Below are 25,123 nucleotides of genomic sequence, written 5' to 3' on the forward strand. Positions count from 1 at the left end.
CCGGTGAGCCTCTACCGCGACGAGGCGATCGTCCTGCGCACCCACAAGCTGGGGGAGGCCGACCGCATCGTCACCCTCCTCAGCCGTGAGCACGGCAAGGTCCGTGCCGTCGGCAAGGGCGTGCGGCGCACGACGTCGCGGTTCGGCTCGCGGCTCGAGCCGTTCATGCACGTCGACGTGCAGCTGAGCACCGGCCGCAACCTGGACGTCGTGACCCAGGCCGAGACGCTCGGCCCGTACGGGCGGCGCATCGGCGAGGACTACACCCTCTACACGGCGGGCACGGTCATGCTCGAGACGGCCGACCGGCTCGTCGAGGCCGAGCGTGAGCCCGCCGTGCAGCAGTACTGGCTCCTCGTCGGTGCGGTCCGCGCGCTCGCGACGCGTGAGCACGCCCCCGGCCTCGTCCTCGACTCCTACCTGCTGCGCGCGCTCGCGATCGCCGGCTGGGCGCCGAGCTTCACCGACTGCGCCCGCTGCGGGACGCCGGGGCCGCACCACGCGTTCGCCGTCGCCGTCGGCGGGGCGGTGTGCGGGGGGTGCCGGCCACCCGGTGCCGCGGCGCCGGCACCCGAGACCTTCGCGCTGCTCGCGGCGCTGCTGTCCGGTGACTGGCCGGTCGCCGACGCGAGCGCCGAGCGGCACCGCGCCGAGGGCAACGGCCTGGTCGCCGCGTTCTGCCAGTTCCACCTCGAGCGCCGGCTGCGCTCGCTGCCGATGGTCGAGAGGGTCTGATGCCGGTCCCGCCCCCGCCGCACCCGAGCGGTGCGCGTCCCCCCGTCCTGCCCCGCGAGCTCGTCCCGCGGCACGTCGCCGTCGTCATGGACGGCAACGGCCGGTGGGCGAACGCGCGCGGCCTGCCGCGCACCGCCGGGCACGCCGCGGGGGAGGCCTCGCTGCTCGACGTCGTCGCCGGCGCCATCGAGATCGGCGTCGAGTACGTCTCCGCCTACGCGTTCTCGACGGAGAACTGGAACCGCTCGCCCGACGAGGTGCGCTTCCTCATGGGGTTCAACCGTGACGTGCTGCGCCGTCGGCGCGACCTCATGGACTCGTGGGGCGTCCGCGTGCGGTGGGCGGGCCGCCGGCCGCGGCTGTGGCGCTCGGTGATCGCGGAGCTGGAGACGGCCGAGCGGCAGACGGTGCGCAACACCACCTGCACGTTGACCATGTGCGTGAACTACGGCGGGCGGGCGGAGATCGCCGACGCCGCCCAGGCGGTCGCGCGCGAGGTCGCCGCGGGGCGCCTGAAGCCCGAGAAGGTGAACGAGAAGGTGCTCGCGCGCTACCTCGACGAGCCCGACCTGCCGGACGTGGACCTCTTCCTGCGCTCGTCGGGAGAGCAGCGGATCTCCAACTTCATGCTCTGGCAGGCCGCGTACGCGGAGATGGTCTTCCTGGACGAGCCGTGGCCGGACGTGGACCGGCGCCACCTGTGGCGCGCGGTCGAGACGTACGCCCGCCGCGACCGCCGCTACGGCGGGGCGGTGGACGCGCCGGCAGCGGCGACGGAGTCCGCGACCGAGCCCGCCACCGGGTCGCCGGCGTCCTGACGCGGCGGGCAGCAGGGCGGCGCCCGCCCGGTGTCGGCGCCGCCCGCTAGCGTGCGGTCCATGACCGACCACGACGTCCCCGCCCCCCTCGTCCCGCCCGTCCCCGGCACGACCGCTCCCGCGGTGCGCGTCGGCATGGTCACGTTCGACACCGCCGACGCGGCGGCGCTCGCGTCCTGGTGGGCGGCGCGCACCGGCGGGCGCGCCGAGCAGCACCCGGGCTTCGCGATGGTCCTGCCCGCCGCGCCGGGCGGCGTCACGCTGGGCTTCCAGGAGGTGCCGGACCCGACGCCGGGCAAGAACCGGGTGCACGTCGACCTCGCGGTCGAGGACGTGCCCTCCTGGGTCGAGGGCGCCCTGGCGGCGGGCGCCACACGCGTCGGGGAGCACACGCTCCCGGACGGCTTCCGGTGGACGGTCCTCGCGGACCCGGACGGCAACCAGTTCTGCGTCTCGCCCGCGCACGAGGGGTGAGGGCGCGCGGCCGGGCCCGACGCGCGGGCGACGGGCCCGGCACGTAGCGTGAGTCGCATGACCAGCGACTCGGAGCAGACCCCGGCGCAGGACACGCCGACGTCCGTCACGCCCGAGACGGGCACGATCAAGGACCCCGACGAGTGGGCGACGGGGGACGAGCCGGCCACCGGTGCGCAGCTCAGCTACCTGAGCACGCTGGCCCGGGAGTCGGAGCGTGAGGTGCCGGAGAACCTGACCAAGGCGGACGCGTCGAAGCTGATCGACGAGCTGCAGGGCAGCAGCCCGCGGGTCGCGCAGGAGCCGCCGGACTGACCCCGGTCAGCGCGCCGAGGTCGCGGTCGTGGCCGGCGCCGGAGCCGCTCTGCGGCGCCGGCGCGCGTGCACCGCCACCCCGGTCACGACCACCGCGACCGCGACGAGCACGGCGAGCCCCCAGGGCGATCCCGCCGCGAGGGCGAGCGCGCCCCAGACGGCGCTCATCCCGACGGTGCCCCACACGAGCGCCCAGGCGAGCGACCCGGGCAGCGACGCGACCGTGAACCGCAGGTACGGCATCCGCAGCAGCCCGGCCGCGGCGAACACGGCCGACTGGACGCCGACGGTCAGGTAGGCGAACGTCACCGCGACCGGACCCCACCGGTGCACCATCCGGAGACCCGTGCGCGCGAGCGGTGTCGTCGCGAACCGCGCGAGCCGGTCGACCGTCCGCTGCCACAGCGCAGGCCCGTGCCGCCGCTCGCCCTCGTACCGGGCACCGCGGGCGACGGCCCGCCCCGCCCAGTACGTGGCGTGGGACCGGGCGAGGACCACGACGAGGAGCACGACGAGCAGTGCCCCCAGGGGGAGGCCGTCGAGGCCGTAGGCACGCACGACCTCCGTCACGGCTCGATCCTACGGCGCGTGCGCAGCACCCCCGTCGGGACCTGCGTCCCTGGTGCACGCGTCGCCCCCGTGCCCGCCGGCCGGCTCCGCGTCGGCTTCGGCGCCCGGTTCAGCGTCCGGCCGACGCGGTCGCGGGCGGGCAGTCCTCGCCGGCCGTGGCCGGGACGAGGACGTCGTCGGACATGTCGGGGTGCGGGTCGTCCTCGGGACGGTGCCCGTGCACCAGCGGCCGCACGAGCGCGCCGACGGCGTACACGGCGATGGCCAGCACGACGATGGTGGCGCCCGGCGGCACGTCGTTCCACCACGTGAGCGTCAGGCCCACCACGCTCACGACCACGCCGAGGCCGCTGGCCAGCGCCATCGTGCGTCCGAAGGAACGGGCGTACAGCTGCGCGACCGCCACGGGCACGATCATCAGCGCGCTGACCAGCAGCAGCCCCACGACCCGCATGGCGATGGTGACGGTGAGCGCCGCCAGCGTGGCGACGGTCATCGACACCAGCCGCACGGGCAGGCCGCTGGCACGCGCGAACTCCTCGTCGTGGCTGACCGCGAACAGCACCCACCGCAGGCCCACGCCCACGGTGAGCACGAGCGCGGCGAGCGCGACGGTCCACCACAGGTCGGCGGTGCTCACGGTGGCGATCGAGCCGAACAGGTAGCTCATGAGGTTCGCGTTCGTGCCACCCGCGACCTTGATGAGCAGGACCCCGCCCGCGATGCCGCCGTAGAACATGATCGCGAGCGCGAGGTCGCCGCTGGTGCGCCCGCGCTCGCGCACGAGCTCGATGACGACCGAGCCGACCACCGCGGCGACGACCGCGCCGGGCACCGCGAACGCGTCGGCGGGGGAGGCCGCCGCCCACGAGCCGACGAGCCAGCCGACGGCCACACCGGTGAGCGCGACGTGGCCGATGCCGTCGCCCATGAGCGCGAGCCGGCGCTGCACGAGGAACGTGCCGACGACCGGCGCGGCCGCACCCACGAGCACGGCGGCGACGAGCGCCCGCTGCATCAGCGGGGAGGACAGGAGCTCGGCCAGCGAGTCCCACCACGTCACGAGGTCACCCCCAGGGTGAGGTCGGGGCCCTCGGACGGGGGCACGGGGTCGGCGTGCGGGTGCGTGTGGTCGTGCTCGACCGAGCCGTGCTCGCCGCGGGCCTGGGGCGGCGCGCCGTCGTGCACGACGCGTCCGTGCCGCAGCACCACCGCCCGGTCGATGAGCGGGGCGAACGGGCCGATCTCGTGCAGGATCACCAGCACCGTCGTGCCGGCGTCGCGCAGCTGCGCCACGGTCCGCACGAACGCCTCCTGCGTCGGTAGGTCGATGCCCGACGTCGGCTCGTCGAGCACGAGCAGGCGGGGGTCGCGCACGAGGGCGCGGGCGATGAGGACGCGCTGCTGCTGCCCGCCCGAGAGCTCCTGGACCCGCCGGTGCAGCAGGTGCCCGACGCCGAGCGTCTCGAGCGCCGCGCGAGCGCGAGCCCGCCGGTCGCGCGGCGGCAGGAGCCGCCGGCCGTGCAGCAGCCCCGAGCCGACCACCTCGAGGGCGGTGGCCGGGATGCCGCCGCCGGCGGCCATGCGCTGCGGCACGTACCCGACGCGGTCCCACGGCACCCGCGGCCCGAGCGGCGCACCGAGCAGGTGCACCGACCCCGACGCGACCGGCACGACGCCGAGCAGCGAGCGCACGAGCGTGGACTTGCCGGAGCCGTTGGCGCCGAGCAGCGCGAGCACCTGGCCAGCGGGGACGGCGAGGTCGACGCCGCGGACGATGGGCCGCCCGCCGAGCGTCACGTGGACGTCGCGCGCGTCGATCGCGGGGGCCGCCGGCGCGCCGGTGGTGCGGGACCCCGCGGCGGGAGCGGGGGACGACGAGGTCACGAGCACGACAATGCCACGCGCAGCGCGTCGAGGTTCTGCTCGGCGACCGTGAAGTAGTCCTCGTCCTCGTCCGCCAGGCCCTCGAGCGGGTCGAGCACGGCGGTCTCGATGCCGAGGTCGGTCGCGAGCGTCTCGGCCACCTTGGGGCTGACGAGCGTCTCGAAGAAGATCGTCGTCACGCCGTTGGTGCGCACCACGTCGCCGACCTCGCGCAGGCGGGCGGGCGACGGCTCGGCCTCGGGGTCGACGCCGGAGATCCCGACCTGCTCGAGCCCGTACCGCTCGGCCAGGTAGCCGAACGCCTCGTGCGACGTGACGATGACGTCGCGCTCGCACGCGGCGAGCCCGGTGGCGTACGCCTCGTCGAGGGCGGCGAAGCGCTCGTCGAGGGCCGCCGCGTTGGCCCGGTAGGTGTCGGCGCCGTCGGGGTCGACCTCGGCGAGCGCGTCCGCCACGGCGTCGGCGACCGCCGGCATGAGGGTGGGGTCGAGCCAGAAGTGCGGGTCGCCGCTGGAGTGCTGGTGGCCGTCCTCGCCGTGCTCCTCCTCCCCGTGCTCCTCCTCCGCGTGCTCGTCCTCGGCGTGCTCGTCGTCGCCGCTCGGGGCTCCCTCGGCGTGCGCACCGCCCTCACCGATCCCGGCCGCTGCGGTCGCGTCGACGACGTGCGCCGGCTGCGACTGGTCGACGGCCTCGTCCACGGCCGCCTGGAACCCGGACTGGTAGACGACGAGGTCGGCGGCGGACACCTCCGCGACCTGCGCGGGGGACAGCTCGAGGTCGTGCGGCTCCGCGCTCGGGGGTGTCATCGACGACACCTCGACGCGGTCCCCGCCGACCTGCTCGGCGACGAACTGCAGGGGGTAGAAGGAGGCGAGCACCTGGACGCCGTCCTCGCCGGCGGCGCCGTCCGTCCCGCCCGACGAGCACCCGGCCGCGAGCAGGACGGGGACGGCGAGCAGCGCGAGGGCGCGGGAGGACCTGGACATGAGACCGATTCTCAACTGCACCAGGCGTGGATGTCAAAGTCGCTGCGCCGTGGGGGTGCACGTCGCGGCTAGGCTGTCCCGGTTGTGCCCCGCGACACCCAGCCGCGGGCTTCCTCGACCCAGGAGAAACCAGTGGCCAGCACCGCCTCCCGCCTCGACGCCGTCGTCTCCCTCGCCAAGCGCCGGGGGTTCGTCTTCCCGAGCGGCGAGATCTACGGGGGCACCCGCTCCGCGTGGGACTACGGGCCGCTCGGCGTCGAGCTGAAGGAGAACATCAAGCGCCAGTGGTGGCGTGCGATGGTGACCAGCCGCGACGACATCGTCGGCCTGGACTCCTCCGTCATCCTCCCGCGGCAGGTCTGGGTGGCGTCGGGCCACGTCGGCGTGTTCACCGACCCGCTGACCGAGTGCCTGTCCTGCCACAAGCGCTTCCGCGAGGACCACCTCGTCGAGGACTTCGAGGCGAAGAAGGGCCGCGCGCCGGAGAACGGCCTGGCCGAGATCGCCTGCCCCAACTGCGGCACCCGCGGCGAGTGGACCGAGCCGCGCGACTTCAACATGATGCTGAAGACGTACCTCGGCCCCGTCGAGGACGAGTCCGGGCTGCACTACCTGCGTCCCGAGACCGCGCAGGGCATCTTCGTGAACTTCCAGAACGTGCTCACCGCCGCGCGCAAGAAGCCGCCGTTCGGCATCGGCCAGATCGGCAAGTCGTTCCGCAACGAGATCACGCCGGGCAACTTCATCTTCCGCACGCGCGAGTTCGAGCAGATGGAGATGGAGTTCTTCGTCGAGCCGGGCACCGACGAGCAGTGGCACCAGTACTGGATCGACACGCGCACCGACTGGTACGTCGACCTGGGCATCGACCGCGAGAACCTGCGCCACTACGAGCACCCGCAGGAGAAGCTGTCGCACTACTCGAAGCGGACCGTCGACATCGAGTACCGGTTCGGCTTCTCCGGCTCGGAGTGGGGCGAGCTCGAGGGCATCGCGAACCGCACCGACTTCGACCTGTCGACGCACGGCGAGCACTCCGGCAAGGACCTGTCCTACCGTGACCCGGCGACGAACGAGAAGTACGTGCCGTACGTCATCGAGCCGGCCGCCGGCCTGACGCGCTCGCTGATGGCGTTCCTCGTCGAGTCGTACACGGTGGACCAGGCGCCGAACACCAAGGGCGGCGTCGACGAGCGCGTCGTGCTCCGGCTCGACCCGCGCCTGGCGCCCGTCAAGGCCGCGGTGCTCCCGCTGTCGCGCAACGAGCAGTTCAGCCCCAAGGCGCGCGACCTCGCCGCCGAGCTGCGCCGGAACTGGAACGTCGACTTCGACGACGCCGGCGCCATCGGTCGCCGCTACCGCCGTCAGGACGAGATCGGCACGCCCTTCTGCATCACGGTCGACTTCGACACCCTCGACGACCAGGCCGTGACGATCCGCCACCGCGACGACATGACGCAGGAGCGCGTCGCGCTCGACCAGGTCACCGGCTACCTCGCGCAGCGGCTCGTCGGGGCCTGACGGCGTGCCGACGGGCGTCGCGTCCCGCCGCCACGACCTGCCGGTCGGGTTCGACCCGCAGGTCGTGGCGGCGGTCGACGCCCGTCTGCACGGCGTGGCGGCCGAGCACGGCGTGCACGTGCCGTGGGCGGTCGAGAGCGGCAGCCGGGCGTGGGGCTTCCCGTCGCCCGACAGCGACTACGACTGCCGCTTCTTCTTCGTCCGGCCCCTCGACGCGTACCTGGACCCGTGGCCCGCACGCGACGTCATCGAGACGCCTCTCGACGCCGTGCTGGACGTCAACGGCTGGGACCTGGTCAAGGCGGTGCGGCTGGCGGTCGCCGGCAACGCCACGGTCGGTGAGTGGCTGCGCTCGCCGCACGTGTACGCCGGCGACGTGCGGTTCCGGGACGAGCTGCTGGCGCTCGTCGACGACGTGACGGACCGGGACCGCGTGATGCGCCACTACCTGAGCGTCGGGACCGACCACTGGCAGCGCTCCGGCGCGGCGACGGGGACGCCCGTGCCCCTGAAGAAGGTGCTGTACGCCGTGCGTCCGGCGGCGGTGCTGCACTGGTTCGACGCGCACCCGGGCGCCACACCGCCCATGGAGCTGCCGCGCCTGCTCGCCGAGGCCCCGGTGCCGGCGCACGTGCAGGCCCACGTGGACGAGCTGGTCGCCGCGAAGTCCCGGACCCGCGAGCTCGGCACGGGCGTGGTCCCCGCGCGGCTGCGCGACTGGGTCGAGGAGCGGTTCCGCGCGGTCGACGTCACCGCCGCGACGACCCGCTCCGACGAGCGACGCCGCGCCCGGGCTGCCGACGGCTTCCGCGCGCTGCTGCGCCGCTGGGCGCCCTGACGCGCGGCGTGCCCGCGCCGGCGGGGGACAATGGAGGCGTGCAGACCACCACCGACACGCTGCCCGAGCGCGTGCGCCCCGCCGGCGCCGTGCTGCCGCCGCTGCGCATCGGCCCGATCACCGTCGACACGCCCGTCGTCCTCGCGCCCATGGCGGGGGTGACCAACGCGGCGTTCCGACGGCTGTGCCGCGAGTCCGGCGCGGGCCTGTACGTGGCGGAGATGACGACGAGCCGCGCCCTCGTGGAGCGCAGCCCGGAGTCGCTGCGGATCATCTCGTTCGAGCCGGACGAGGTGCCGCGGTCGGTCCAGGTCTACGGCGTCGACCCGGCGACCGTGGGAGCCGCGGTCCGGATGCTCGTCGAGGAGGACCGGGCCGACCACGTCGACCTGAACTTCGGGTGCCCCGTGCCCAAGGTGACCCGTCGCGGCGGGGGAGCGGTGCTGCCGTGGAAGCGGGACCTGTTCGCCTCGATCGTCCGCGCCGCCGTCGACGCCGCGCGTCCCGCCGGCGTGCCGGTCACCGTCAAGATGCGCAAGGGCATCGACGCGGACCACCTCACCTACGTCGAGGCGGGACTCACGGCCCAGGACGCGGGGGTGGCCGCGGTCGCGCTGCACGGGCGCACCGCCGCCGACTACTACTCGGGCACGGCCGACTGGGACGCGATCGCGACCCTCAAGGAGGCGGTCACCGACATCCCGGTGCTCGGCAACGGCGACATCTGGTCGGCCGAGGACGCGCTCGCGATGGTCGAGCACACCCGCTGTGACGGCGTCGTGGTCGGGCGCGGCTGCCAGGGGCGGCCGTGGCTGTTCGCGGACCTGGCGGCGGCGTTCGCGGGGTCGTCGGAGCGCGTCCGCCCGGGGCTCGGTGAGGTCGCGGCCGTGGTGCGCCGGCACGCCGAGCTCATGGTCGAGCACTTCGGCGACGAGTCGAAGGCGCTGCGCGAGATGCGCAAGCACATGGCCTGGTACTTCAAGGGCTACGTGGTCGGCGGGGAGCTGCGCGCGCAGCTCGGGCTGGTGTCGTCCCTCGCGGAGCTGGACGACCGGCTGGCGCGGCTCGACCACGACCAGCCGTACCCCGGGGCGCCCGCCGAGGGGCAGCGCGGCCGCGCGGGCTCGCCGAAGCGGCCGATCCTGCCGTACGGGTGGCTGGACTCCCGTGAGCTGTCGGACGACTTCCGCCGCGAGCTGCACGAGGCCGAGCTGTCCGTCTCGGGCGGCTGACGCCGCGTCGCGCCGACCGCTACCGGGCCATGACGACGACCCGGTCGGCGAGCGCGCGCACCGTGGACGGCGACGCGTAGGGAGCGGCGAGGCCGGGACCGGCGACGGCGACGCCGCCGGTCGCCGACGCGACGGCCAGGGCACGGGGCACGGGCTCGCCCGCGAGCGTGGCCCACAGGAGGCCGGCGGTGAACGCGTCGCCGGCGCCCTCGGCCTGGAGGACCTCGTGCACGGGGGCGGGGCCGACCTCGTACCAGTGCTCGCCGAGGTCGTCCGCCGCGAGCGCGAGGGCGCCGGCGGCGCCGCGCGTGCAGACGGCCACACGGGCACCCTCCGCGATGCGGGCGCGCAGGTAAGCCGCAGGGTCGTCGAGGCGCACCGCGCTGGCCACGACGACGTCCGCGGCGGCGGTGAACGCGCGCGCGTACTCGCCCACGCCGTCGTCGTCGTGCACGTCGCACCACACCGGCACCCCCGCGGCGCGCGCCGCGGCGAGTACCCGACGGCTGTGCTCGGCCAGGTCCACGACCGCGGCGTCCGCTCCCGCGAGCAGGTCGGCGAGCGGGCGGGCCGTCGGCGGCTCGACCGCGTCGGGCAGGGTCAGGTACACCGACAGTCGGGCGCCGTCGTCCGCGACGAGGTTCACGTGCCGCTCGCTCGACCGCCCTGCGGCCGGGAGCGCGACGACCTCGAGGCCCGGGCGCTCCAGCGCGCCGCGGATGTGGGAGGCGGCCTCGTCCTCGCCGAGGACGGTGCGCAGCACGACGTCGATCCCCAGCGCCCTGAGCGTGACGGCCTTGCCGGCGGACGTCCCCCCGATCCCGTCGGACCAGCCGTCGGCCAGCACGGTGTGCGGACGCGGCTCGGGCAGGGCGCCGACCCGGACCGTCAGGTTCCAGGCGACGGGTCCGGAGACGAGCACGCGCGGCGGGACGGAGGGCACGCTGCGAGCGTACGTCGCGCACGTCACACCCCGCACCGGTCGGCGAGCAGGACGGGTCGAGTGCCGACAGACTCCCCGCATGCGAACTGTGGGTGTCGAGGAGGAGTACCTGCTGGTCGGGCCCGACGGCGCACCCGTGGGTGCGGCGGCGGCGGCCGTGCGCGCCTACGAGCTGCGTGTGGGCCCGGCGGACCCCGAGCCGGAGCCGGGCGGCGGCCTCGAGACCGAGCTGAAGGAGCAGCAGCTCGAGACGGGGACCCACCCGTGCGAGGACCTGGGCGCCCTGACGGACGAGGTGCGGGCCGGACGCGCGCGGGCGCGGGGCGCGGCCGAGGCGGTCGGTGTGCGGCTCGCGGCGCTGGCGACGTCCCCGGACGCCGGCGGCGGCACGCTGTCGCACTCCGCTCGGTACCACCGGATGGCGCAGGAGTACGCGCTGACGGCCCGCGAGCAGCTCACGAGCGGGTGCCACGTGCACGTCTCCGTCGCGGACGACGAGGAGGGCGTGGCGGTCCTGGACCGGATCGGGCCGTGGCTGCCCGTGCTGCTCGGGCTGAGCGCCAACTCCCCGTACTGGCGGGGCGAGGACTCCGGGTACGCGAGCTTCCGCTCGCAGGTGTGGAACCGCTGGCCGACCGCGGGCCCGACGGCGCCGTTCGGCGACGCCGCCGGCTACCGCCGGGTGGTGGAGGAGCTGCTGGCGACGGGCGCGGCGCTCGACCACGGGATGCTCTACTTCGACGCCCGCCTGTCGCACCGGTACCCGACGGTCGAGATCCGCGTCGCGGACGTGTGCCTGCGCGCCGACGACGCGGTGCTCGTCGCGGCACTCGCCCGCGGGCTGGTCGAGACGGCCGCGCGCGAGGCGGCGGACGGCGTGCCCCCGCTCGTCGACCGCGTCGAGCGGCTGCGCGCGGCGACGTGGCGCGCCGGTCGGTCGGGCCTGTCGGGCGACCTCGTGGCGCCGCCGGCGTTCACGCCCGCGCCGGCCCGCGAGGTCGTCCGGGCGCTGCTGGACCACGTGCGGCCCGCGCTCGACGAGGCGGGCGACACCGCGCGGGTCGAGGAGCTCCTCGACGCCCTGTGGGTCCGCGGGACCGGTGCGGTGCAGCAGCGCGCCTGGTGCCGTGCGGGCGGCCTGCGCGCGGTGGTGGACGGCGCGGTGGCGGCGACGGCGGAGTGAGCACGGCTCCTCCGCCGTCGCCGCCACCGCGGTGACTCAGGCCTGCGCGCGGGTCCAGACGGTCGTCGCGGCCGGCACGGTCGGCGCCTGCGCGGTGCCGCCGAGCGGGCCCGAGGCGAGCAGGACCTCGGTGCCCCCGGGCAGGGCCACCTCGTCGTCGCCGAGGTTCGCCACGACGACGACGTCCCGGTTCGCGAACCGCAGCACGTGCGGGTCCTCGTCGAGCCAGCGCAGGTCGCCCGTGCCGAGCTGCTCGGCGCGGCGCAGCGCGAGCGCGGCGCGGTACATCTCGTAGGTCGACCCGGCGCGGCCGCGCTGACGGTCGGCCGCGAGCGCGGCCCACTCGGCCGGCTGGGGCAGCCAGGCGGCCCCCGTGGGCGAGAAGCCGAGCGCGGGTGCGTCGCCCTCCCACGGCAGCGGGACGCGGCAGCCGTCGCGGCCGCGCTCGACGCCGCCCGTGCGGAAGAACGCGGGGTCCTGGCGCAGGTGGTCCTCGAGCGCGGTGTGGTCGGGCAGGCCGAGCTCCTCGCCCTGGTAGACGTACGCCGACCCGGGCAGGCCGAGCATGAGCAGCGAGGCCGCGCGCGCCCGGCGCAGCCCGAGCTCGGCGTCCGGCTGCTCGTCGCCGTGGCCGATGCCGTTGGGGCGGTGCGTGGGGTCGCTCAGGCCCATGCGGGACGCGTGCCGCACGACGTCGTGGTTGGACAGCACCCACGTGGTGGGTGCACCGACGGCGTCGTTCGCCGCGAAGGACGCGCCGATGACGCGGCGCAGGGCGGGACCGTCCCAGCCGGCGGCCAGGAACGCGAAGTTGAACGCCTGGTGCATCTCGTCGGGGCGCACGTAGCGGGCCAGGCGCGACAGGGGCTCGACCCACGCCTCGGCGACCATGGCGCGGTCGCCGTCGTACTCGTCGAGGACGCTGCGCCACGCGCGGTAGATCTCGTGGACGCCGTCCTGGTCGAACATCGGGCCGTGGTTGCCGGAGCCGCTGACGGCGTCCTCGTCGTCGGTGCCCTCGATCATCGAGACGTGGCCGTCCCAGTCGGGCAGGCCCGCCTGCTTGACCATGCCGTGCGCGACGTCGACGCGGAAGCCGTCCACGCCGCGGTCGAGCCAGAACCGCAGGATCTGCTCGAACTCGGCGCGGACCTCGGGGTTCTCCCAGTTCAGGTCGGGCTGCTTGCTGTCGAACAGGTGCAGGTACCACTGCCCGGGCGTGCCGTCCGGGTCGGTCGTGCGGGTCCAGGCGGGCCCGCCGAAGATGGAGTCCCAGTTGTTCGGGGGCAGCTCGCCGTGCTCGCCGCGCCCGTCCCGGAAGACGTAGCGGTCGCGCTCGGGGGAACCGGGGCCGGCCGCGAGGGCCGCCTGGAACCACACGTGCTCGTCGCTGGTGTGGTTGGGCACGAGGTCGACGACCACGCGCAGCCCGAGCTCGTGGGCGCGGGCGATGAGCGCGTCCGCGTCGGCGAGCGTGCCGAACAGCGGGTCCACGTCGCGGTAGTCCGCGACGTCGTAGCCGGCGTCCGCCTGGGGGGAGCGGTAGAACGGCGAGAGCCAGACGGCGTCCACGCCGAGCTCGGCGAGGTGGTCCAGGCGCGCGGTGATGCCCGGCAGGTCGCCCACGCCGTCGCCCGAGGCGTCGGCGAACGAGCGGGGGTACACCTGGTAGATGACGGCGTGGCGCCACCAGGGGCCGGCGGGGTCCTCGGCGCGGTGCGCGAGCGCGGCGTCGGGGAGGGCGTCGATGGTCACAGGTCGACCTTCCAGTGGTGGGTGCGGTGCAGGGGGACGGACGTCGTCCGCTCGGGGGCCGGACGCGCACGGGTGCGCTCCGGACGGGGAGGGGTGCGGCGGGGCCGCGCGCGTCAGAGGGCCGCGGCTGCCGCGTCGGCAGGCGCCGCCGACCGCTCGGCGGGCGCCGAGCCGGTGGACCCGCGCACGACGAGCTCGGGGTGGAAGAGCAGCTCGGCACGTTCGGCGAGCGTGCCCTTGATCTCGCCGACGAGCGCCGAGACCGCGGCGTGCCCCATGGCGGCGACGGGCTGGCGCACGGTCGTCAGGGGCGGGTCGGTGAACGCGATGAGCGGCGAGTCGTCGAAGCCGACCACGGAGACGTCGTCGGGCACGGACAGCCCCAGGGTGCGGGCCGCGCGGACGGCGCCCAGCGCCATCATGTCCGAGCCGCAGATGACGGCCGTGTGGCCCGAGCGCAGCAGCTGGGTGGCGGCGGCGTGCCCGCCCTCGACCGTGAACAGCGTCGAGACGACGTGCGGCTCGGGGTCGTCCACGCCGGCGTGCCGGGCGAGCAGGTCGACGAACGCGTCGCGCTTGCGCTGGGACGGCACGAACCGGGTCGGCCCGATGGCCAGGCCGATGCTGCGGTGGCCGAGCGACCACAGGTGCCGGAACGCCTGGTCCATGGCGGCGGAGTCGTCGGTGGAGACGGCCGGCGCGTCGACGCCCTCGGCGAAGCCGTTGACGAGCACGACCGGGACGCCGCGTCCGCGCAGGCGGTGGTAGCGGTCCTTGCTGGCGGTGGTGTCGGCGTGCAGGCCGGACACGAAGACGATGCCGTCGACGCCGTGCTCGAGCAGCAGCTCGACGTACTGGTCCTCCGTGGTGCCGCCGGGGGACTGCGTGCACAGCAGCGGGGTGTAGCCGCGGTCGGTGAGCATCGTCTCGATGACCTGCGCGAAGGCGGGGAACACGGGGTTGCTGAGCTCCGGCACGACCAGGCCGACGAGGCCGGCCGAGCGCATGCGCAGCTTCTCGGGGCGCTCGTAGCCGAGCACGTCGAGGGCCGCGAGCACCGCCTGCCGCGCCTGTGCGGACACGCCGTGCTTGCCGTTGAGCACGCGCGACACGGTCGCGGTGCTCACCCCCGCCTGCTCGGCGAGGTCGGTCAGCCGGGTACGCACAGGCGGCAGCGTAGTAGGGGACACGGGACCTCCTCGTCCTCCGCACGGCGGTCGCGCGACGGCTGCCCTTGAAAGTGATGCCTGAAAGTTACCGTAACGAGTTGCAGCACCAGTCGCAAACGTCGTACGTTCCGGGCACCAGGCCAGCGTCGGCACCGCCGCCGCATGGCGACGGCACCCGATCAACCAGGAGATGAACGATGCGACGGAGCATCCCGGCCGTGGCGGCCACGCTCGGCCTCGCGCTCACCCTCGCCGCGTGCAGCGGCGGCGGTTCGGCCGGCCCCGAGGCCACGACGTCGGCCACCGCCGGCGGTGGCGGCAGCAGCGACCTCGTCGTCTGGGTCGACGAGACCCGCCAGGCGGCCGTCGAGGAGGCCGCCTCGGCGTTCGAGGAGGAGAACGACGTCACGGTCGAGGTCGTCCTCAAGAACTTCGAGGACATCCGGACGGACTTCCTCGCCCAGGTGCCCACCGGCGAGGGGCCCGACATCACCGTCGGCGCGCACGACTGGCTGGGTGAGCTGACGCAGAACGGCGTCGTCGCGCCGATCGAGCTGGGCGACCGCACCGCCGACTTCGAGCAGGTCGCGGTCGAGGCGTTCACGCAGGACGGTCAGGTCTACGGCCTGCCGTACGCGATCGAGAACATCGCGCTCATCCGCAACACCGCGCTCGCGCCCGCCGCACCCGCCACGTGGGACGAGGCCGTCGCCGCGGGCCGCGCCGCCGGCACGCCGTACCCGGTCCTCATCCAGACCGGCACCGAGGGCGACCCGTACACGTACTACCCGCTGCAGACGTCGTTCGGTGCGCCCGTGTTCGCGCAGAACGAGGACGGCTCGTACTCGCCGGAGCTCGCGATGGGCGGCGCGCCCGGGCAGGCGTTCGCGCAGTGGCTGCAGGCGCAGGGCCAGGCCGGTGTCCTGAAGACCGACATCACGTACGACATCGCGGTCGAGGCGTTCAAGAACGGCGAGTCGCCCTTCATCATCGGCGGCCCGTGGATGCTCGAGCAGTTCGAGGGCCTGGACCTGTCGATCGACCCGATCCCGTCGGCCGGTGGCCAGCCCGCGCAGCCGTTCGTCGGCGTCCAGGGCTTCTACGTCTCCGCGCAGAGCGAGAACGCGCTGCTCGCCAACGACTTCCTCGTGAACTTCATCGCCACGGACGAGGCGCAGCTCGCGCTGTACGAGGCGGGCAACCGCCCGCCGGCCCTGACGTCGGCCGCCGAGACCGCGTCGGAGGACCCGGTCACCGCCGGCTTCGCCGCCGTCGGCGCCGAGGCCGTGCCGATGCCGTCGATCCCCGAGATGGGCTCCGTGTGGGCCTTCTGGGGCGTCACCGAGGCGAACATCCTCTCCGGTGCGGCCGAGCCGGTCGCCGCCTGGGACAAGATGATCGCCGACATCCAGGGCGCCATGGGCTCCTGACCTCGCACCACGGCAGCGCGCCGCACGGTCCCGCACCGTGCGGCGCGTCCGCCGCGGGCGCGCGCACCGCCTCCCCGGTGGCGCCGCCCGTCCCCGGGGCGTGAGGACGCGCCCGCCACTGCGTACGGAGGCCCGATGTCCACCCAGTCCACCCTCGACGACACCTCGACCGCCGCCGGCGACGGCGACGCGCCGGGCCGGCCGCGGCGGCGCCTGCGGTCACCGGGCGTCCCGCACGCGTCGGGCACGACCGGCGGCCTCGTCGCCAAGCTCGTGCTCATGGCGGTCGTCAACGCCTTCGGGGTGTTCGCGATCCTCGCGGCCTGGAACGAAGGGTCCTACGGGATCCTCGCGGCGATGGTCGCCCTGCTCGTCGCGGCCGACTGGGTCTACTTCTCCCGGCGCACCCTGCCGCTGAAGTACGTGCTGCCGGGGCTCGCCTTCCTGCTCGTCTTCCAGGTGTACGTGGTCGCGTACACCGGCTGGGTCGCCTTCACGAACTACGGCGACGGCCACAACTCGACCAAGGAGCACGCGATCGAGGCGCTGCTCGTGCAGAACGAGCGCCGCGTGGAGGGCTCCGCGACCTACCCGATCACGGTCCTCGAGCGCGACGGCGAGCTGGGCTTCGCGGTGGTCGACGAGGACGGTGACGTCCGGGTCGGCACGGCGGAGGAGCCGCTGGCGCCCGTCGACGGCGCGACGCTCGACGGCGACGCCGTGACCGCGGTGCCCGGTGCCGAGCTGCTCGACCGGCGCCAGGTGCTCGAGCGCCAGGACGAGGTCACCACCCTGCGCGTCCCGTTCTCGGACGACCCGGAGGACGGCTCGATCCGCACGCAGGACGCGCGCACCGGCTACGTGTCCACCTCGACGCTCGAGTACGACGCCGAGGCCGACACGATGACCGACGTCACGACCGGCACGGTGTACTCGCCGAGCGACGACGGCTGGTTCGTCTCCCCGGGCGGGGAGCGGCTCAACGTCGGCTGGCGGGTCGCGGTCGGGTTCGACAACTTCTCGACGGCGTTCGGCGACAGCCGGTACGCGGGCCCGTTCCTCAAGGTCCTCGCGTGGACGTTCGCGTTCGCGATCCTGTCGGTCGTCACGACGTTCCTGCTGGGGCTGTTCCTGGCGATCACGTTCAACGACACGCGCCTCGGCGGGCGCCGGATCTACCGGACCCTGCTGATCTTCCCGTACGCGATCCCCGGCTTCCTCGCGGCGCTGCTGTGGTCCGGGATGCTCAACCGGTCGTTCGGGTTCGTCAACCAGGTGCTGCTCGGCGGTGCGGACGTGCCGTGGCTCACCGACCCGTGGCTGGCCAAGCTGTCGGTCCTGCTGGTGAACCTGTGGCTGGGCTTCCCGTACATGTTCCTCATCTGCACGGGCGCCCTGCAGTCGCTGCCCGGTGACGTGATGGAGGCGGCGAAGGTCGACGGCGCGGGCCGCTGGCGCACGTGGCGCTCGGTGACGCTCCCGCTGCTGCTCGTCGCGACGACGCCGCTGCTCATCTCGTCGTTCGCCTTCAACTTCAACAACTTCACGCTCATCTACATGCTCACCAACGGCGGGCCGCGCTTCGCGGACGCGTCGGTGCCGCTGGGGCACACGGACATCCTCATCTCGATGGTGTACTCCGTGTCCGGCCTCGACGGCACGGCCGCCAAGAACTACGGCCTGGCCAGCGCCCTGTCGATCGTCATCTTCGCGATCGTCGCGACGATCTCGGCGATCACCTTCAAGCGCACGAAGCAGTTCGAGGAGATCAGCTGATGGCCACCACGTCCGCCGCACCGCGCGTCCGGCCGTCCGCCGCGCGCACCGGGCAGCCGCGCATGTCGCCGCGCCGGTGGTTCTCCGAGCTCGGCTGGCGCCACCTCGTCGGCGTCGTCGCCGTGGTCTTCGCGATGTTCCCCATCGTGTACGTCGTCTCGGCGGCGCTGTCCGAGGGCGGCACGCTGACCGGGTCCAACCGCCTCTTCGGGGAGGTGTCGGGCTCGAACTTCTCCGCGCTCGGCGACTCGCTGTTCTGGACGTGGCTCGGCAACACGCTGCAGATCGCGATCGCCACCGGCGTCGGCACGGTGCTCATGGGTGCCGCCGCGGCGTACGCGTTCTCGCGGTTCCGCTTCCGCGGCCGCCGGGCCGGCCTGACGGCCCTGCTCGTGATCCAGATGTTCCCGCAGATGCTCGCGTTCGTCGCGATCTTCCTGCTGCTCATCGGCCTCGGCAACGTCATGCCCGTGCTCGGCCTGAACAGCAAGCTCGCGCTCATCGCCGTGTACCTCGGCGGCGCGCTGGGCGTGAACACGTTCCTCATGTACGGGTTCTTCAACACCGTCCCGCGCGAGCTCGACGAGGCGGCGAAGCTCGACGGCGCCACGCACGCGCAGATCTACTGGACGATCATCCTGCGGCTCGTCACGCCGATCCTCGCGGTCGTCGCGCTGCTGTCGTTCATCAGCACGTTCGGCGAGTTCATCATCGCCCGCCTGGTGCTGCAGTCGGAGCGCAACTGGACCGTCGCGGTCGGCCTGTACGGCTGGGTGTCGTCGCTGCTCGAGGCGAACTGGGGCCTGTTCGCCGCCGGTGCGGTCATCTCCGCGCTGCCGGTGCTGCTGCTCTTCCTGTTCCTGCAGAAGTACATCGTCGGCGGCCTGACGGCCGGCTCGGTCAAGGGATGAGCGCGTCGCACCACGGGGCGCAGCCGGTCCCGCACCTGCTCGACGACGCCCACCACGACGGGTCCGAGCTGTACGTGCCGGCGGGCACGCCGTCCCTCGGGGACGACGTGCCGGTCCGGGTCCGGGTGCCGGAGGGCGCGCCGGAGCGGGCGGTCTGGGTACGGGTCGTGCGGGACGGCGAGCCGACGATGGTCCCGGCGCGGATCGACCGGACGGCGGACGGGGAGCGCTGGTACGTCGCCGACGTCCGCGTGCACAACCCGGTCACCGGGTACCGCGTGCTCCTCGACGAGCCCGGCGGGTACCGCTGGCTGAACGGTCGCGGCACGTGGCGGCGCGACGTCACCGACGCGGCCGACTTCCGCCTCTCGGTGCACGACGAGGCACCGGCGTGGATGCACGACGCGGTCGTCTACCAGGTGTTCCCGGACCGGTTCGCCCGCTCGTCCGGCGGCGTCGGCGCGCCCGACGACGTCCCGGGCTGGGCCACGCCGATGGCGTGGACCGACGAGCCCGTGGCGACCGGCGACACCGGCCGCCAGCTCGCCGGCGGCGACCTGCGCGGCATCGAGCAGCGGCTCGACCACCTGCAGCGCCTCGGCGTCGACACGCTGTACCTGACGCCCGTCTTCCCGGCGCGCTCCAACCACCGCTACGACGCGACGAGCTTCGACCGGGTCGACCCGATCCTCGGCGGCGACGACGCGCTCGCGTCCCTGTCCGCGGCGCTGCACGCGCGCGGCATGCGCATCGTCGGCGACCTCACGACGAACCACACGGGGGACGGCCACGAGTGGTTCGCGCGGGCCCGCGCCGACCGGTCGAGCGAGGAGGCCCGCTTCTACTACTGGACGGACGAGGAGCCCGGGTACGTCGGGTGGCTCGGGCACGCGTCCCTGCCGAAGCTGAACTACGGCGCGCCCGGGCTCGCGCAGCGGCTCGTCGACGGCCCCGACTCCGTCGTCGCCCGGTGGCTGCGGCCCCCGTTCGCGCTGGACGGCTGGCGCATCGACGTCGCGAACATGACCGGCCGGTACGCCGCCGACGACTACACGCACGACGTCGCGCGGATGGCGCGCACGACGATGCGGGCCGAGAACCCTGACGCCGTGCTCGTCTCCGAGCACTTCCACGACGCGGGCGGCGACATGTCGGTCGGCGGCTGGCACGCGAACATGAACTACTCCGCGTTCAGCCGCCCGCTGTGGACGTGGCTCGGCGACCCGTCCTCCGGGCTGACGACCCTCGGCCTCGGCGTGCCGCTGCCGCGGCGCGGGGGAGCGGCCACGGTCGCCACCATGCGCGAGTTCGACGCGGCGGTCCCGTGGGCGGTGACGGCGCACCAGTGGAACATGCTCGGGTCGCACGACACCGCGCGGATCCGCACGGTCGTGGGGTCCGCCGAGCTGCAGGAGGTCGCGGCCGGGGTCCTGTTCACCTACCCGGGGACGCCGGTGGTCTTCGCGGGCGACGAGGGCGGAGTCACCGGCACGACCGGCGAGCACGCGCGCGTGCCCATGCCGTGGCAGGACGTGGACGCCGGCGGCGGTCCGCGCTGGGACGCCGCGACGTTCGACCTGTACCGGCGCCTCATCGCGCTGCGCCGCTCCTCGCGGGCGCTGCGCGAGGGCGGGCTGCGGTGGGCGTTCGCGGACGACGACGCGGTCGGCTACCTGCGCGAGACGCACGACGAGCGCGTGCTCGTCGTCGCCGCCCGGGCGCCGTGGGCCGGGACCGTGCTGCCCGGGCGGCTGCTCGCACCCGGCGCGCGGCCCGAGGTCCTGCACGGGAGCGGGACGATCGACCTGCGTCCCGACGGACTGCACGTGCCCGGGGACGGCCCCGGCGTGCACGTGTGGCGACTGGCGTGAGGCGGCGGGGCACGACCGCCGCCTCACGCCCGCGTCGGCGCCCCGAACTACGCTGGGCGGCGTGACCACGCTCGACGACCTCGCCCGCCTGCGCGCGGACGGCGACGGCTACGTCGACGCCGACCGCGAGCGCTGGGTGCCCGAGGGCGCGAAGAACGCCGAGCGGACGCCGTTCGAGCGGGACCGCGCCCGCCTCGTGCACTCCTCGGCGCTGCGCCGGCTCGGCGCCAAGACGCAGGTGCTCGGGCCGTCCTCCGACGACTTCGTCCGCACGCGCCTGACGCACACGCTCGAGGTGGCGCAGGTCGGGCGTGAGATCGCCAAGGCGCTGGGCTGCGACCCCGACGTCGTCGACACCGCGTGCCTGGCGCACGACCTGGGGCACCCCCCGTTCGGCCACAACGGCGAGCGTGCGCTCGCGGGCCTGGCGCGCGGCATCGGCGGTTTCGAGGGCAACGCCCAGACGCTGCGCCTGCTGACGCGGCTCGAGCCGAAGGTCGTCGGACCGGACGGGCGCTCGGTCGGCCTGAACCTGACGCGCGCGAGCCTGGACGCCTCCGTCAAGTACCCGTGGGGGCACGGCGAGGGCCCCGTGAGCGCGGCGACGGGCCGGCCGACGCACAAGTTCGGCGTCTACGCGGACGACCTGCCGGTCTTCGCGTGGCTGCGGCGCGACGCCCCGGACCGCCGCAAGTGCCTCGAGGCGCAGGTGATGGACCTCGCGGACGACATCTCCTACTCCGTGCACGACGTCGAGGACGCGGTGGTGGGCGGCCGGTTCGACCTCGACGTGCTCACCGTCCCCGACGAGCGGGCGCGCATCGTCGAGGCCGTCGAGACCTGGTACGGCGACCAGGTCGACGCCGCCGGCCTCGAGGGCGCCATGGACCGGCTCGTCGCCGCGCGCCTGTGGGAGCCCGGCTTCGACGGGTCGCGGGGAGCGCTCGCGGGGCTGAAGGACGCGACGAGCCAGCTCATCGGCCGGTTCGCGAAGGCGGCGCAGCGCACGACGCGCGAGCGCTACGGGCCGGGCCCGCTCACGCGGTACGCCGCCGAGCTCGTCGTGCCGGTCGAGACGGTCGCCGAGATCCTCGTGCTCAAGGGCCTGGCCGTCGCGTACGTCATGGCGCCGCGCGAGCTGGAGCCGCTGTACCAGCGGCAGCGGGAGGTGCTGGCCGACCTGGTCGAGGTCCTGGCGGACCGGGCGCCGAACGCGCTGGAGCCGACGTTCGCCGCGGACTGGGAGGCGGCGTCGGGCGACGCGGAGCGCCTGCGGGTCGTCGTGGACCAGGTGGCGTCGCTGACGGACGTGTCCGCGCTGGCGCTGCACGCGCGGCTCGTCCGCCCGCCCCGGCACTGACGCACCGGGGCGGACGGGACGGGTCGTCCGTCAGTCGGCCGCACCCAGGGGCCACACGGGCCGCACCTCGATCCGCCCCGCCCGCGCCATCGGGTGGGCGGCCGCGACCGCGATCGCCTCGTCCAGGTCGGCGCACTCGATCACGTCGTACCCGGCGATCGTCTCCCGCGTCTCGGCGAACGGCCCGTCGGTGACGAGCAGCTCGTCGCCCCGGCGACGCACGGTCGTCGCGGCCTCCACGGGACGCAGGCGGTCGCCGTGCTTCCACACGCCACGCGCGTCGACGTCCGCGCCCCACGCCTCGATGTCCACGTCACCGGGCTGCGGCGGCTCGCCCTCGGGGTCGGTGCAGATGAAGAGCATGTACTCCACGGTGTCCTCCTGGTCGGCGCCGGGCCCTGTCGGCCCGGACGCAGCCACGACGTGCGGCCGCCCCCGCATTCGACACCGGGCGCCGGGCGCGGCGCACCTGCGCTCCCGCGGCGCGGTCCTGCCCCGCGCCCGGCCGACGCGGGCGCTGCGCGGGGCGTCGTCGGCGTGGGCACGTGCGTCGCGGTCGTCGGGGACAAAGGCGACGCCGGGCCCGGCGCGCGAGAAATCGCCCTGTGCCGCGCGTCACGCCGAATTGTGCTGGTCTGCCCGGCGCATTCTGTCGGGAATGGGCGACGGGGAGGGCGTGGTGGTGACCGTGGCAGTCAGGGCGGGTCTGCGACAGGGTGGGGGAGCGCGAAGGTGCAGGTCGCAGCGCCTGTGACGTGGGTCTCGGCGCCGCGGGCGGCGAGGTGGCGGGACGCCGACGCACTTTCGTCCATTTCGTTCCGACATGGGGCGTGACGTGCGCGGGTGCATTTCTTCGCGTGGGTGCTAGCACCCACGCGTCCGCCGGGAGTGCCTATATGTTCGGCGCGCCCCGAGCACCAGGCGAAAGCCTGCGGGGGCCCGATCCCGTGCCATTCCAGGAGTTCTCGTGCCACGTCGCCACCCGCAGTACCGCAGGTTGTCCCTCGCCCTCGCCGGTGCCCTCGCGGTCGTGGGCCTCGGCGCCGCCGCGACCCCGACGGTCGCCGCGCCGGCCCCCGGCGCCTCGGTGCTCTCGACCGCCGGCACCGACTTCTGGGTGACGTTCAGCCGGAACGCCAACCCCCCGACGGTCCAGGTCTTCGTCACCGGCGCGACGACCACGGGCACGGTGACGTGGCCCGGCGCCGCGCCGGCGCCGTTCACGACGACCGAGGGCCAGGTCACGGTCCTCGACGCGCCGGCCGGCTACGCCGCGGCGATCCAGGCGATGGGCTCCGACGGCACCTTCGCGACCGGCGTGCACGTGCAGACCGAGGCGCCGGTGACGGTGTACGGGCTGAACTACGGCGGCTCGTCGTCGGACGGCTTCGTGGCCTCGCCCGTGCCGGCCCTCGGCACCGACTACCGCGTGCTCTCGGTCCCCACGACCATCGGCGACTACGGCTCCCGGGTCACGGTGGTCGGCACGCAGGACGACACCGAGGTCACCGTCGTCCCGGCGAGCGCGCTCGCCGACCGGACGGCCGGCACCCCGTACACCGTCACCCTCGACGCGGGCCAGGTGTACTCGCTGGCGGGCACGCGCAGCGGCGACGACGTCAGCGGCACCACCGTCTCGGCGTCCGCGCCGGTCGCGGTGTTCGCGGGCGCCGACTGCGTGAACATCGGCCTGGGCGCGTGCGACCTGGTGACCGAGCAGATGTGGCCGGTCGACCAGTGGGGCACGTCCTTCATCCTGTCCCGCTTCCGCTCCGAGAGCGGCGGCAACCCGGTGCGCGTGCTCGCCGACCGCGACGGCACGGAGCTGCGGGTCGACGGTGCGGTCGTCGCGACCCTCGACGCCGGCGAGATCTGGGACGGCACCCTCATGACGGCCGGGGGCAACTCCGCGGCCGTCGTGACGGCCGACCAGCCGGTGCTCGTGAGCCAGCAGATGGTCAGCGGGCAGTACGTGCAGGACGGCCGGACCACGTCGGGCGACCCGGCCACGATGCTCGTCCCGCCGTACCAGCAGTTCCTCGACCGCTACACGTTCTCCACGCCCGCCGGCCGCTTCTCCTTCAACGCGATCAACGTCGTGGTCCCGACCGCGCAGCTCGGGTCGTTCCGGCTCGACGGCGCCCCGGTCGACGCGGCGCAGTTCGCGCCCGTCGCGGGCACGACGTTCTCGGCCGCGCAGCTGCTCGTCGCGGACGGCACCCACACGGTGAGCGCCGACGCCCCGTTCGGCGCGTTCGCCTACGGCGCGAACAACTTCAACTCCTACGCCTACGCGGGCGGCGCCGGCCTGACGCCGGTCGGCCGCGTCGCGCGGGTCGCGCCCGTGGACCCGGACGCCGTGCCGACGTCGGGCCGCCCGGACGAGGAGGTCTGCGTCCCGGTGGTCGTGCAGGACGCCGACGGCGAGCCGGTCGCGGGCGTGCGCGTCGACCTGGCCGTGGCCGGCGCGAACGCGGGTGCGACGGACACCCGCAACACCGACGCGGACGGCCGCGCCTCGCTCTGCTACACCCCCACGGAGCTCGGCGAGGACGTCCTGACCGTGACCTCGGGCACCGCCGACGCGCAGTTCACCGTCGTCGTCACGAGCGCGCCGGAGATCAGCACCACCGACCTCGGCGTCCTCGTCGTCGGCCGCCCGGCCGCCGTGGCCGTGCGCGCCGTCGGCACGCCGGCGCCGACGTTCGCCGTCACCGCGGGCGCCCTGCCCGCGGGCCTGACGCTGGACGAGGAGACCGGCGAGGTCACCGGCACGCCGACGACCGCCGGCCCGTGGTCGGCGACCGTGACGGCCACCAACGAGAACGGCACGGACAGCGTCGTGCTCACCGGTGACGTCGCCGCGGCGCCGGTCGCGACCGGGGCCGTCGTCCCGCGGCTCGTCGTGGGCGAGGCCGTCACCGTGCCCGCGCCGGCCTCGGGGCGCCCCGCGCCGGCCTTCGTCGTCAGCGCCGGCGCGCTCCCCGCGGGCCTGACGCTGGACGCGGCGACGGGCGTGGTCTCCGGCACGCCGACGCAGTCCGGCTCGTGGTCGGCCACGATCACGGCGACCAACGCGGTCGGCAGCACCGACGTCGTGCTCGGCGGCGAGGTGCTCGCCGCGTCGGCCGACCCGACGCCGGCCGCCCCGACGTCCGCGGACGCGGCGCCGGCGGCGCTGTCCGCCACCGGCACGCAGGCGCTGACCACGTCGGCGCTCGCGCTCGCGCTCCTGGTGCTCGGCGCGGCTCTCGTGCTGGTGCGTCGCCACCGCGCGCGCGGCTGAGACCAGACCCGGCCCGCCGGGACCGACGACGGGCGTGCCCACCACCGCGGGGTGGTGGGCACG

Annotated in this window: 22 protein-coding genes; 14 read left to right on the forward strand and 8 right to left on the reverse strand. The window is 74.7% G+C overall.

From position 1 onward, the window contains the following. Window positions 1-3 precede the first annotated feature (3 nt). Genes recO through GC089_RS07025 form a run of 4 tightly spaced genes read left to right on the forward strand, consistent with a single transcriptional unit; the run spans window position 4 to window position 2,342 of the window. Window positions 4-735 (forward strand): DNA repair protein RecO, encoded by a 732-nt coding sequence (gene recO / locus GC089_RS07010; protein WP_155377015.1) that lies wholly within the window; start codon window positions 4-6, stop codon window positions 733-735. Then, window positions 735-1,553: an isoprenyl transferase gene (locus GC089_RS07015; protein ID WP_155377016.1), complete on the forward strand. Its 819-nt coding sequence runs from the start codon at window positions 735-737 to the stop codon at window positions 1,551-1,553. The genes recO and GC089_RS07015 overlap by 1 nt, the downstream gene beginning before the upstream one ends. A gap of 60 nt (window positions 1,554-1,613) precedes the next feature. Further along, a complete protein-coding gene (locus tag GC089_RS07020) occupies window positions 1,614-2,027 on the forward strand; it encodes a VOC family protein (RefSeq protein WP_230685126.1) in 414 nt (137 codons plus the stop codon). A 57-nt stretch (window positions 2,028-2,084) separates the two neighbouring features. Then, entirely contained in the window at window positions 2,085-2,342 is a 258-nt protein-coding gene (locus GC089_RS07025; protein ID WP_155377017.1) for a DUF3072 domain-containing protein, read from the forward strand. Window positions 2,343-2,348: 6 nt separating this feature from the next. Here the strand turns inward: GC089_RS07025 and GC089_RS07030 are convergent, their stop codons facing one another. From GC089_RS07030 to GC089_RS07045, 4 genes are all read right to left on the reverse strand, one after another. Next, window positions 2,349-2,912 (reverse strand): DedA family protein, encoded by a 564-nt coding sequence (locus tag GC089_RS07030; RefSeq protein ID WP_155377018.1) that lies wholly within the window; start codon window positions 2,910-2,912, stop codon window positions 2,349-2,351. A gap of 109 nt (window positions 2,913-3,021) precedes the next feature. Further along, window positions 3,022-3,975 (reverse strand): metal ABC transporter permease, encoded by a 954-nt coding sequence (locus tag GC089_RS07035; RefSeq protein WP_155377019.1) that lies wholly within the window; start codon window positions 3,973-3,975, stop codon window positions 3,022-3,024. Beyond that, window positions 3,972-4,799 carry a metal ABC transporter ATP-binding protein gene (locus GC089_RS07040; RefSeq protein WP_155377020.1) on the reverse strand — a complete coding sequence of 276 codons (828 nt, stop codon included), beginning with the start codon at window positions 4,797-4,799 and terminating at the stop codon, window positions 3,972-3,974. Before GC089_RS07040 ends, GC089_RS07035 begins: the two co-directional genes overlap by 4 nt. Continuing rightward, entirely contained in the window at window positions 4,796-5,785 is a 990-nt protein-coding gene (locus GC089_RS07045) for a metal ABC transporter substrate-binding protein (protein ID WP_155377021.1), read from the reverse strand. Before GC089_RS07045 ends, GC089_RS07040 begins: the two co-directional genes overlap by 4 nt. A gap of 132 nt (window positions 5,786-5,917) precedes the next feature. Between GC089_RS07045 and GC089_RS07050 the strand changes: the two genes are divergently transcribed. Genes GC089_RS07050 through dusB form a run of 3 tightly spaced genes read left to right on the forward strand, consistent with a single transcriptional unit; the run spans window position 5,918 to window position 9,376 of the window. Further along, the gene (locus tag GC089_RS07050) at window positions 5,918-7,306 is read left to right on the forward strand and encodes a glycine--tRNA ligase (protein WP_155377022.1); all 1,389 of its coding nucleotides are present in this window, start codon (window positions 5,918-5,920) and stop codon (window positions 7,304-7,306) included. Between the two features lie 4 nt (window positions 7,307-7,310). Continuing rightward, window positions 7,311-8,144 carry a DNA polymerase beta superfamily protein gene (locus tag GC089_RS07055; RefSeq protein ID WP_230685127.1) on the forward strand — a complete coding sequence of 278 codons (834 nt, stop codon included), beginning with the start codon at window positions 7,311-7,313 and terminating at the stop codon, window positions 8,142-8,144. A 38-nt stretch (window positions 8,145-8,182) separates the two neighbouring features. Next, complete coding sequence (gene dusB, locus GC089_RS07060; protein WP_255449049.1) at window positions 8,183-9,376, forward strand: tRNA dihydrouridine synthase DusB; 1,194 nt, start codon at window positions 8,183-8,185, stop codon at window positions 9,374-9,376. 19 nt (window positions 9,377-9,395) lie between these two features. Here the strand turns inward: dusB and GC089_RS07065 are convergent, their stop codons facing one another. Beyond that, window positions 9,396-10,319, reverse strand: coding sequence for a carbohydrate kinase family protein (locus tag GC089_RS07065; protein WP_230685128.1), 924 nt, complete (start codon window positions 10,317-10,319; stop codon window positions 9,396-9,398). 79 nt (window positions 10,320-10,398) lie between these two features. On the opposite strand from GC089_RS07065, the gene GC089_RS07070 reads away from it, so the two are divergent. After that, window positions 10,399-11,502, forward strand: coding sequence for a glutamate--cysteine ligase (locus GC089_RS07070; protein WP_155377024.1), 1,104 nt, complete (start codon window positions 10,399-10,401; stop codon window positions 11,500-11,502). A 36-nt stretch (window positions 11,503-11,538) separates the two neighbouring features. Here GC089_RS07070 and GC089_RS07075 read toward each other — a convergent pair whose 3' ends face one another. Both GC089_RS07075 and GC089_RS07080 read right to left on the reverse strand, forming a co-directional pair. Beyond that, complete coding sequence (locus GC089_RS07075) at window positions 11,539-13,257, reverse strand: glycoside hydrolase family 13 protein (RefSeq protein ID WP_370514087.1); 1,719 nt, start codon at window positions 13,255-13,257, stop codon at window positions 11,539-11,541. A gap of 113 nt (window positions 13,258-13,370) precedes the next feature. Next, window positions 13,371-14,423: a LacI family DNA-binding transcriptional regulator gene (locus tag GC089_RS07080; RefSeq protein ID WP_230685130.1), complete on the reverse strand. Its 1,053-nt coding sequence runs from the start codon at window positions 14,421-14,423 to the stop codon at window positions 13,371-13,373. A 200-nt stretch (window positions 14,424-14,623) separates the two neighbouring features. Here GC089_RS07080 and GC089_RS07085 point away from each other — a divergent pair, with 200 nt between their 5' ends. The 5 genes from GC089_RS07085 (at window position 14,624) to GC089_RS07105 (ending at window position 21,774) form a co-directional block, all read left to right on the forward strand. After that, window positions 14,624-15,856: an extracellular solute-binding protein gene (locus GC089_RS07085; RefSeq protein WP_155377026.1), complete on the forward strand. Its 1,233-nt coding sequence runs from the start codon at window positions 14,624-14,626 to the stop codon at window positions 15,854-15,856. 135 nt (window positions 15,857-15,991) lie between these two features. After that, window positions 15,992-17,632 (forward strand): ABC transporter permease subunit, encoded by a 1,641-nt coding sequence (locus GC089_RS07090; RefSeq protein WP_155377027.1) that lies wholly within the window; start codon window positions 15,992-15,994, stop codon window positions 17,630-17,632. Continuing rightward, window positions 17,632-18,543 carry a sugar ABC transporter permease gene (locus GC089_RS07095; protein WP_155377028.1) on the forward strand — a complete coding sequence of 304 codons (912 nt, stop codon included), beginning with the start codon at window positions 17,632-17,634 and terminating at the stop codon, window positions 18,541-18,543. The genes GC089_RS07090 and GC089_RS07095 overlap by 1 nt, the downstream gene beginning before the upstream one ends. After that, a complete protein-coding gene (locus GC089_RS07100; protein ID WP_155377029.1) occupies window positions 18,540-20,414 on the forward strand; it encodes a glycoside hydrolase family 13 protein in 1,875 nt (624 codons plus the stop codon). Before GC089_RS07095 ends, GC089_RS07100 begins: the two co-directional genes overlap by 4 nt. A 61-nt stretch (window positions 20,415-20,475) precedes the next feature. After that, entirely contained in the window at window positions 20,476-21,774 is a 1,299-nt protein-coding gene (locus GC089_RS07105) for a deoxyguanosinetriphosphate triphosphohydrolase (protein WP_230685131.1), read from the forward strand. A 30-nt stretch (window positions 21,775-21,804) separates the two neighbouring features. On the opposite strand, the gene GC089_RS07110 is transcribed toward GC089_RS07105, so the two are convergent. Beyond that, a complete protein-coding gene (locus GC089_RS07110; RefSeq protein ID WP_370514105.1) occupies window positions 21,805-22,137 on the reverse strand; it encodes a YciI family protein in 333 nt (110 codons plus the stop codon). Between the two features lie 604 nt (window positions 22,138-22,741). On the opposite strand from GC089_RS07110, the gene GC089_RS07115 reads away from it, so the two are divergent. Next, on the forward strand, window positions 22,742-25,060 hold the full coding sequence (locus tag GC089_RS07115; RefSeq protein ID WP_155377031.1) for a putative Ig domain-containing protein: 2,319 nt from the start codon (window positions 22,742-22,744) through the stop codon (window positions 25,058-25,060). The last annotated feature ends 63 nt before the right edge of the window (window positions 25,061-25,123 follow it).

The sequence above is a fragment of the Cellulomonas sp. JZ18 genome (assembly GCF_009720485.1).
Lineage (GTDB): Bacteria > Actinomycetota > Actinomycetes > Actinomycetales > Cellulomonadaceae > Cellulomonas.

Excerpts from the sequence above, each read along its gene's own strand:
- GC089_RS07015 (WP_155377016.1), top strand. The coding sequence starts at position 735 with ATGCCGGTCCCGCCCCCGCCGCACCCGAGCGGTGCGCGTCCCCCCGTC.
- GC089_RS07020 (WP_230685126.1), top strand. The coding sequence starts at position 1,614 with ATGACCGACCACGACGTCCCCGCCCCCCTCGTCCCGCCCGTCCCCGGC.
- GC089_RS07025 (WP_155377017.1), top strand. The coding sequence starts at position 2,085 with ATGACCAGCGACTCGGAGCAGACCCCGGCGCAGGACACGCCGACGTCC.
- GC089_RS07045 (WP_155377021.1), bottom strand. The coding sequence starts at position 5,785 with ATGTCCAGGTCCTCCCGCGCCCTCGCGCTGCTCGCCGTCCCCGTCCTG.
- GC089_RS07070 (WP_155377024.1), top strand. The coding sequence starts at position 10,399 with ATGCGAACTGTGGGTGTCGAGGAGGAGTACCTGCTGGTCGGGCCCGAC.
- GC089_RS07085 (WP_155377026.1), top strand. The coding sequence starts at position 14,624 with ATGCGACGGAGCATCCCGGCCGTGGCGGCCACGCTCGGCCTCGCGCTC.
- GC089_RS07090 (WP_155377027.1), top strand. The coding sequence starts at position 15,992 with ATGTCCACCCAGTCCACCCTCGACGACACCTCGACCGCCGCCGGCGAC.
- GC089_RS07095 (WP_155377028.1), top strand. The coding sequence starts at position 17,632 with ATGGCCACCACGTCCGCCGCACCGCGCGTCCGGCCGTCCGCCGCGCGC.
- GC089_RS07100 (WP_155377029.1), top strand. The coding sequence starts at position 18,540 with ATGAGCGCGTCGCACCACGGGGCGCAGCCGGTCCCGCACCTGCTCGAC.
- GC089_RS07110 (WP_370514105.1), bottom strand. The coding sequence starts at position 22,137 with ATGCTCTTCATCTGCACCGACCCCGAGGGCGAGCCGCCGCAGCCCGGT.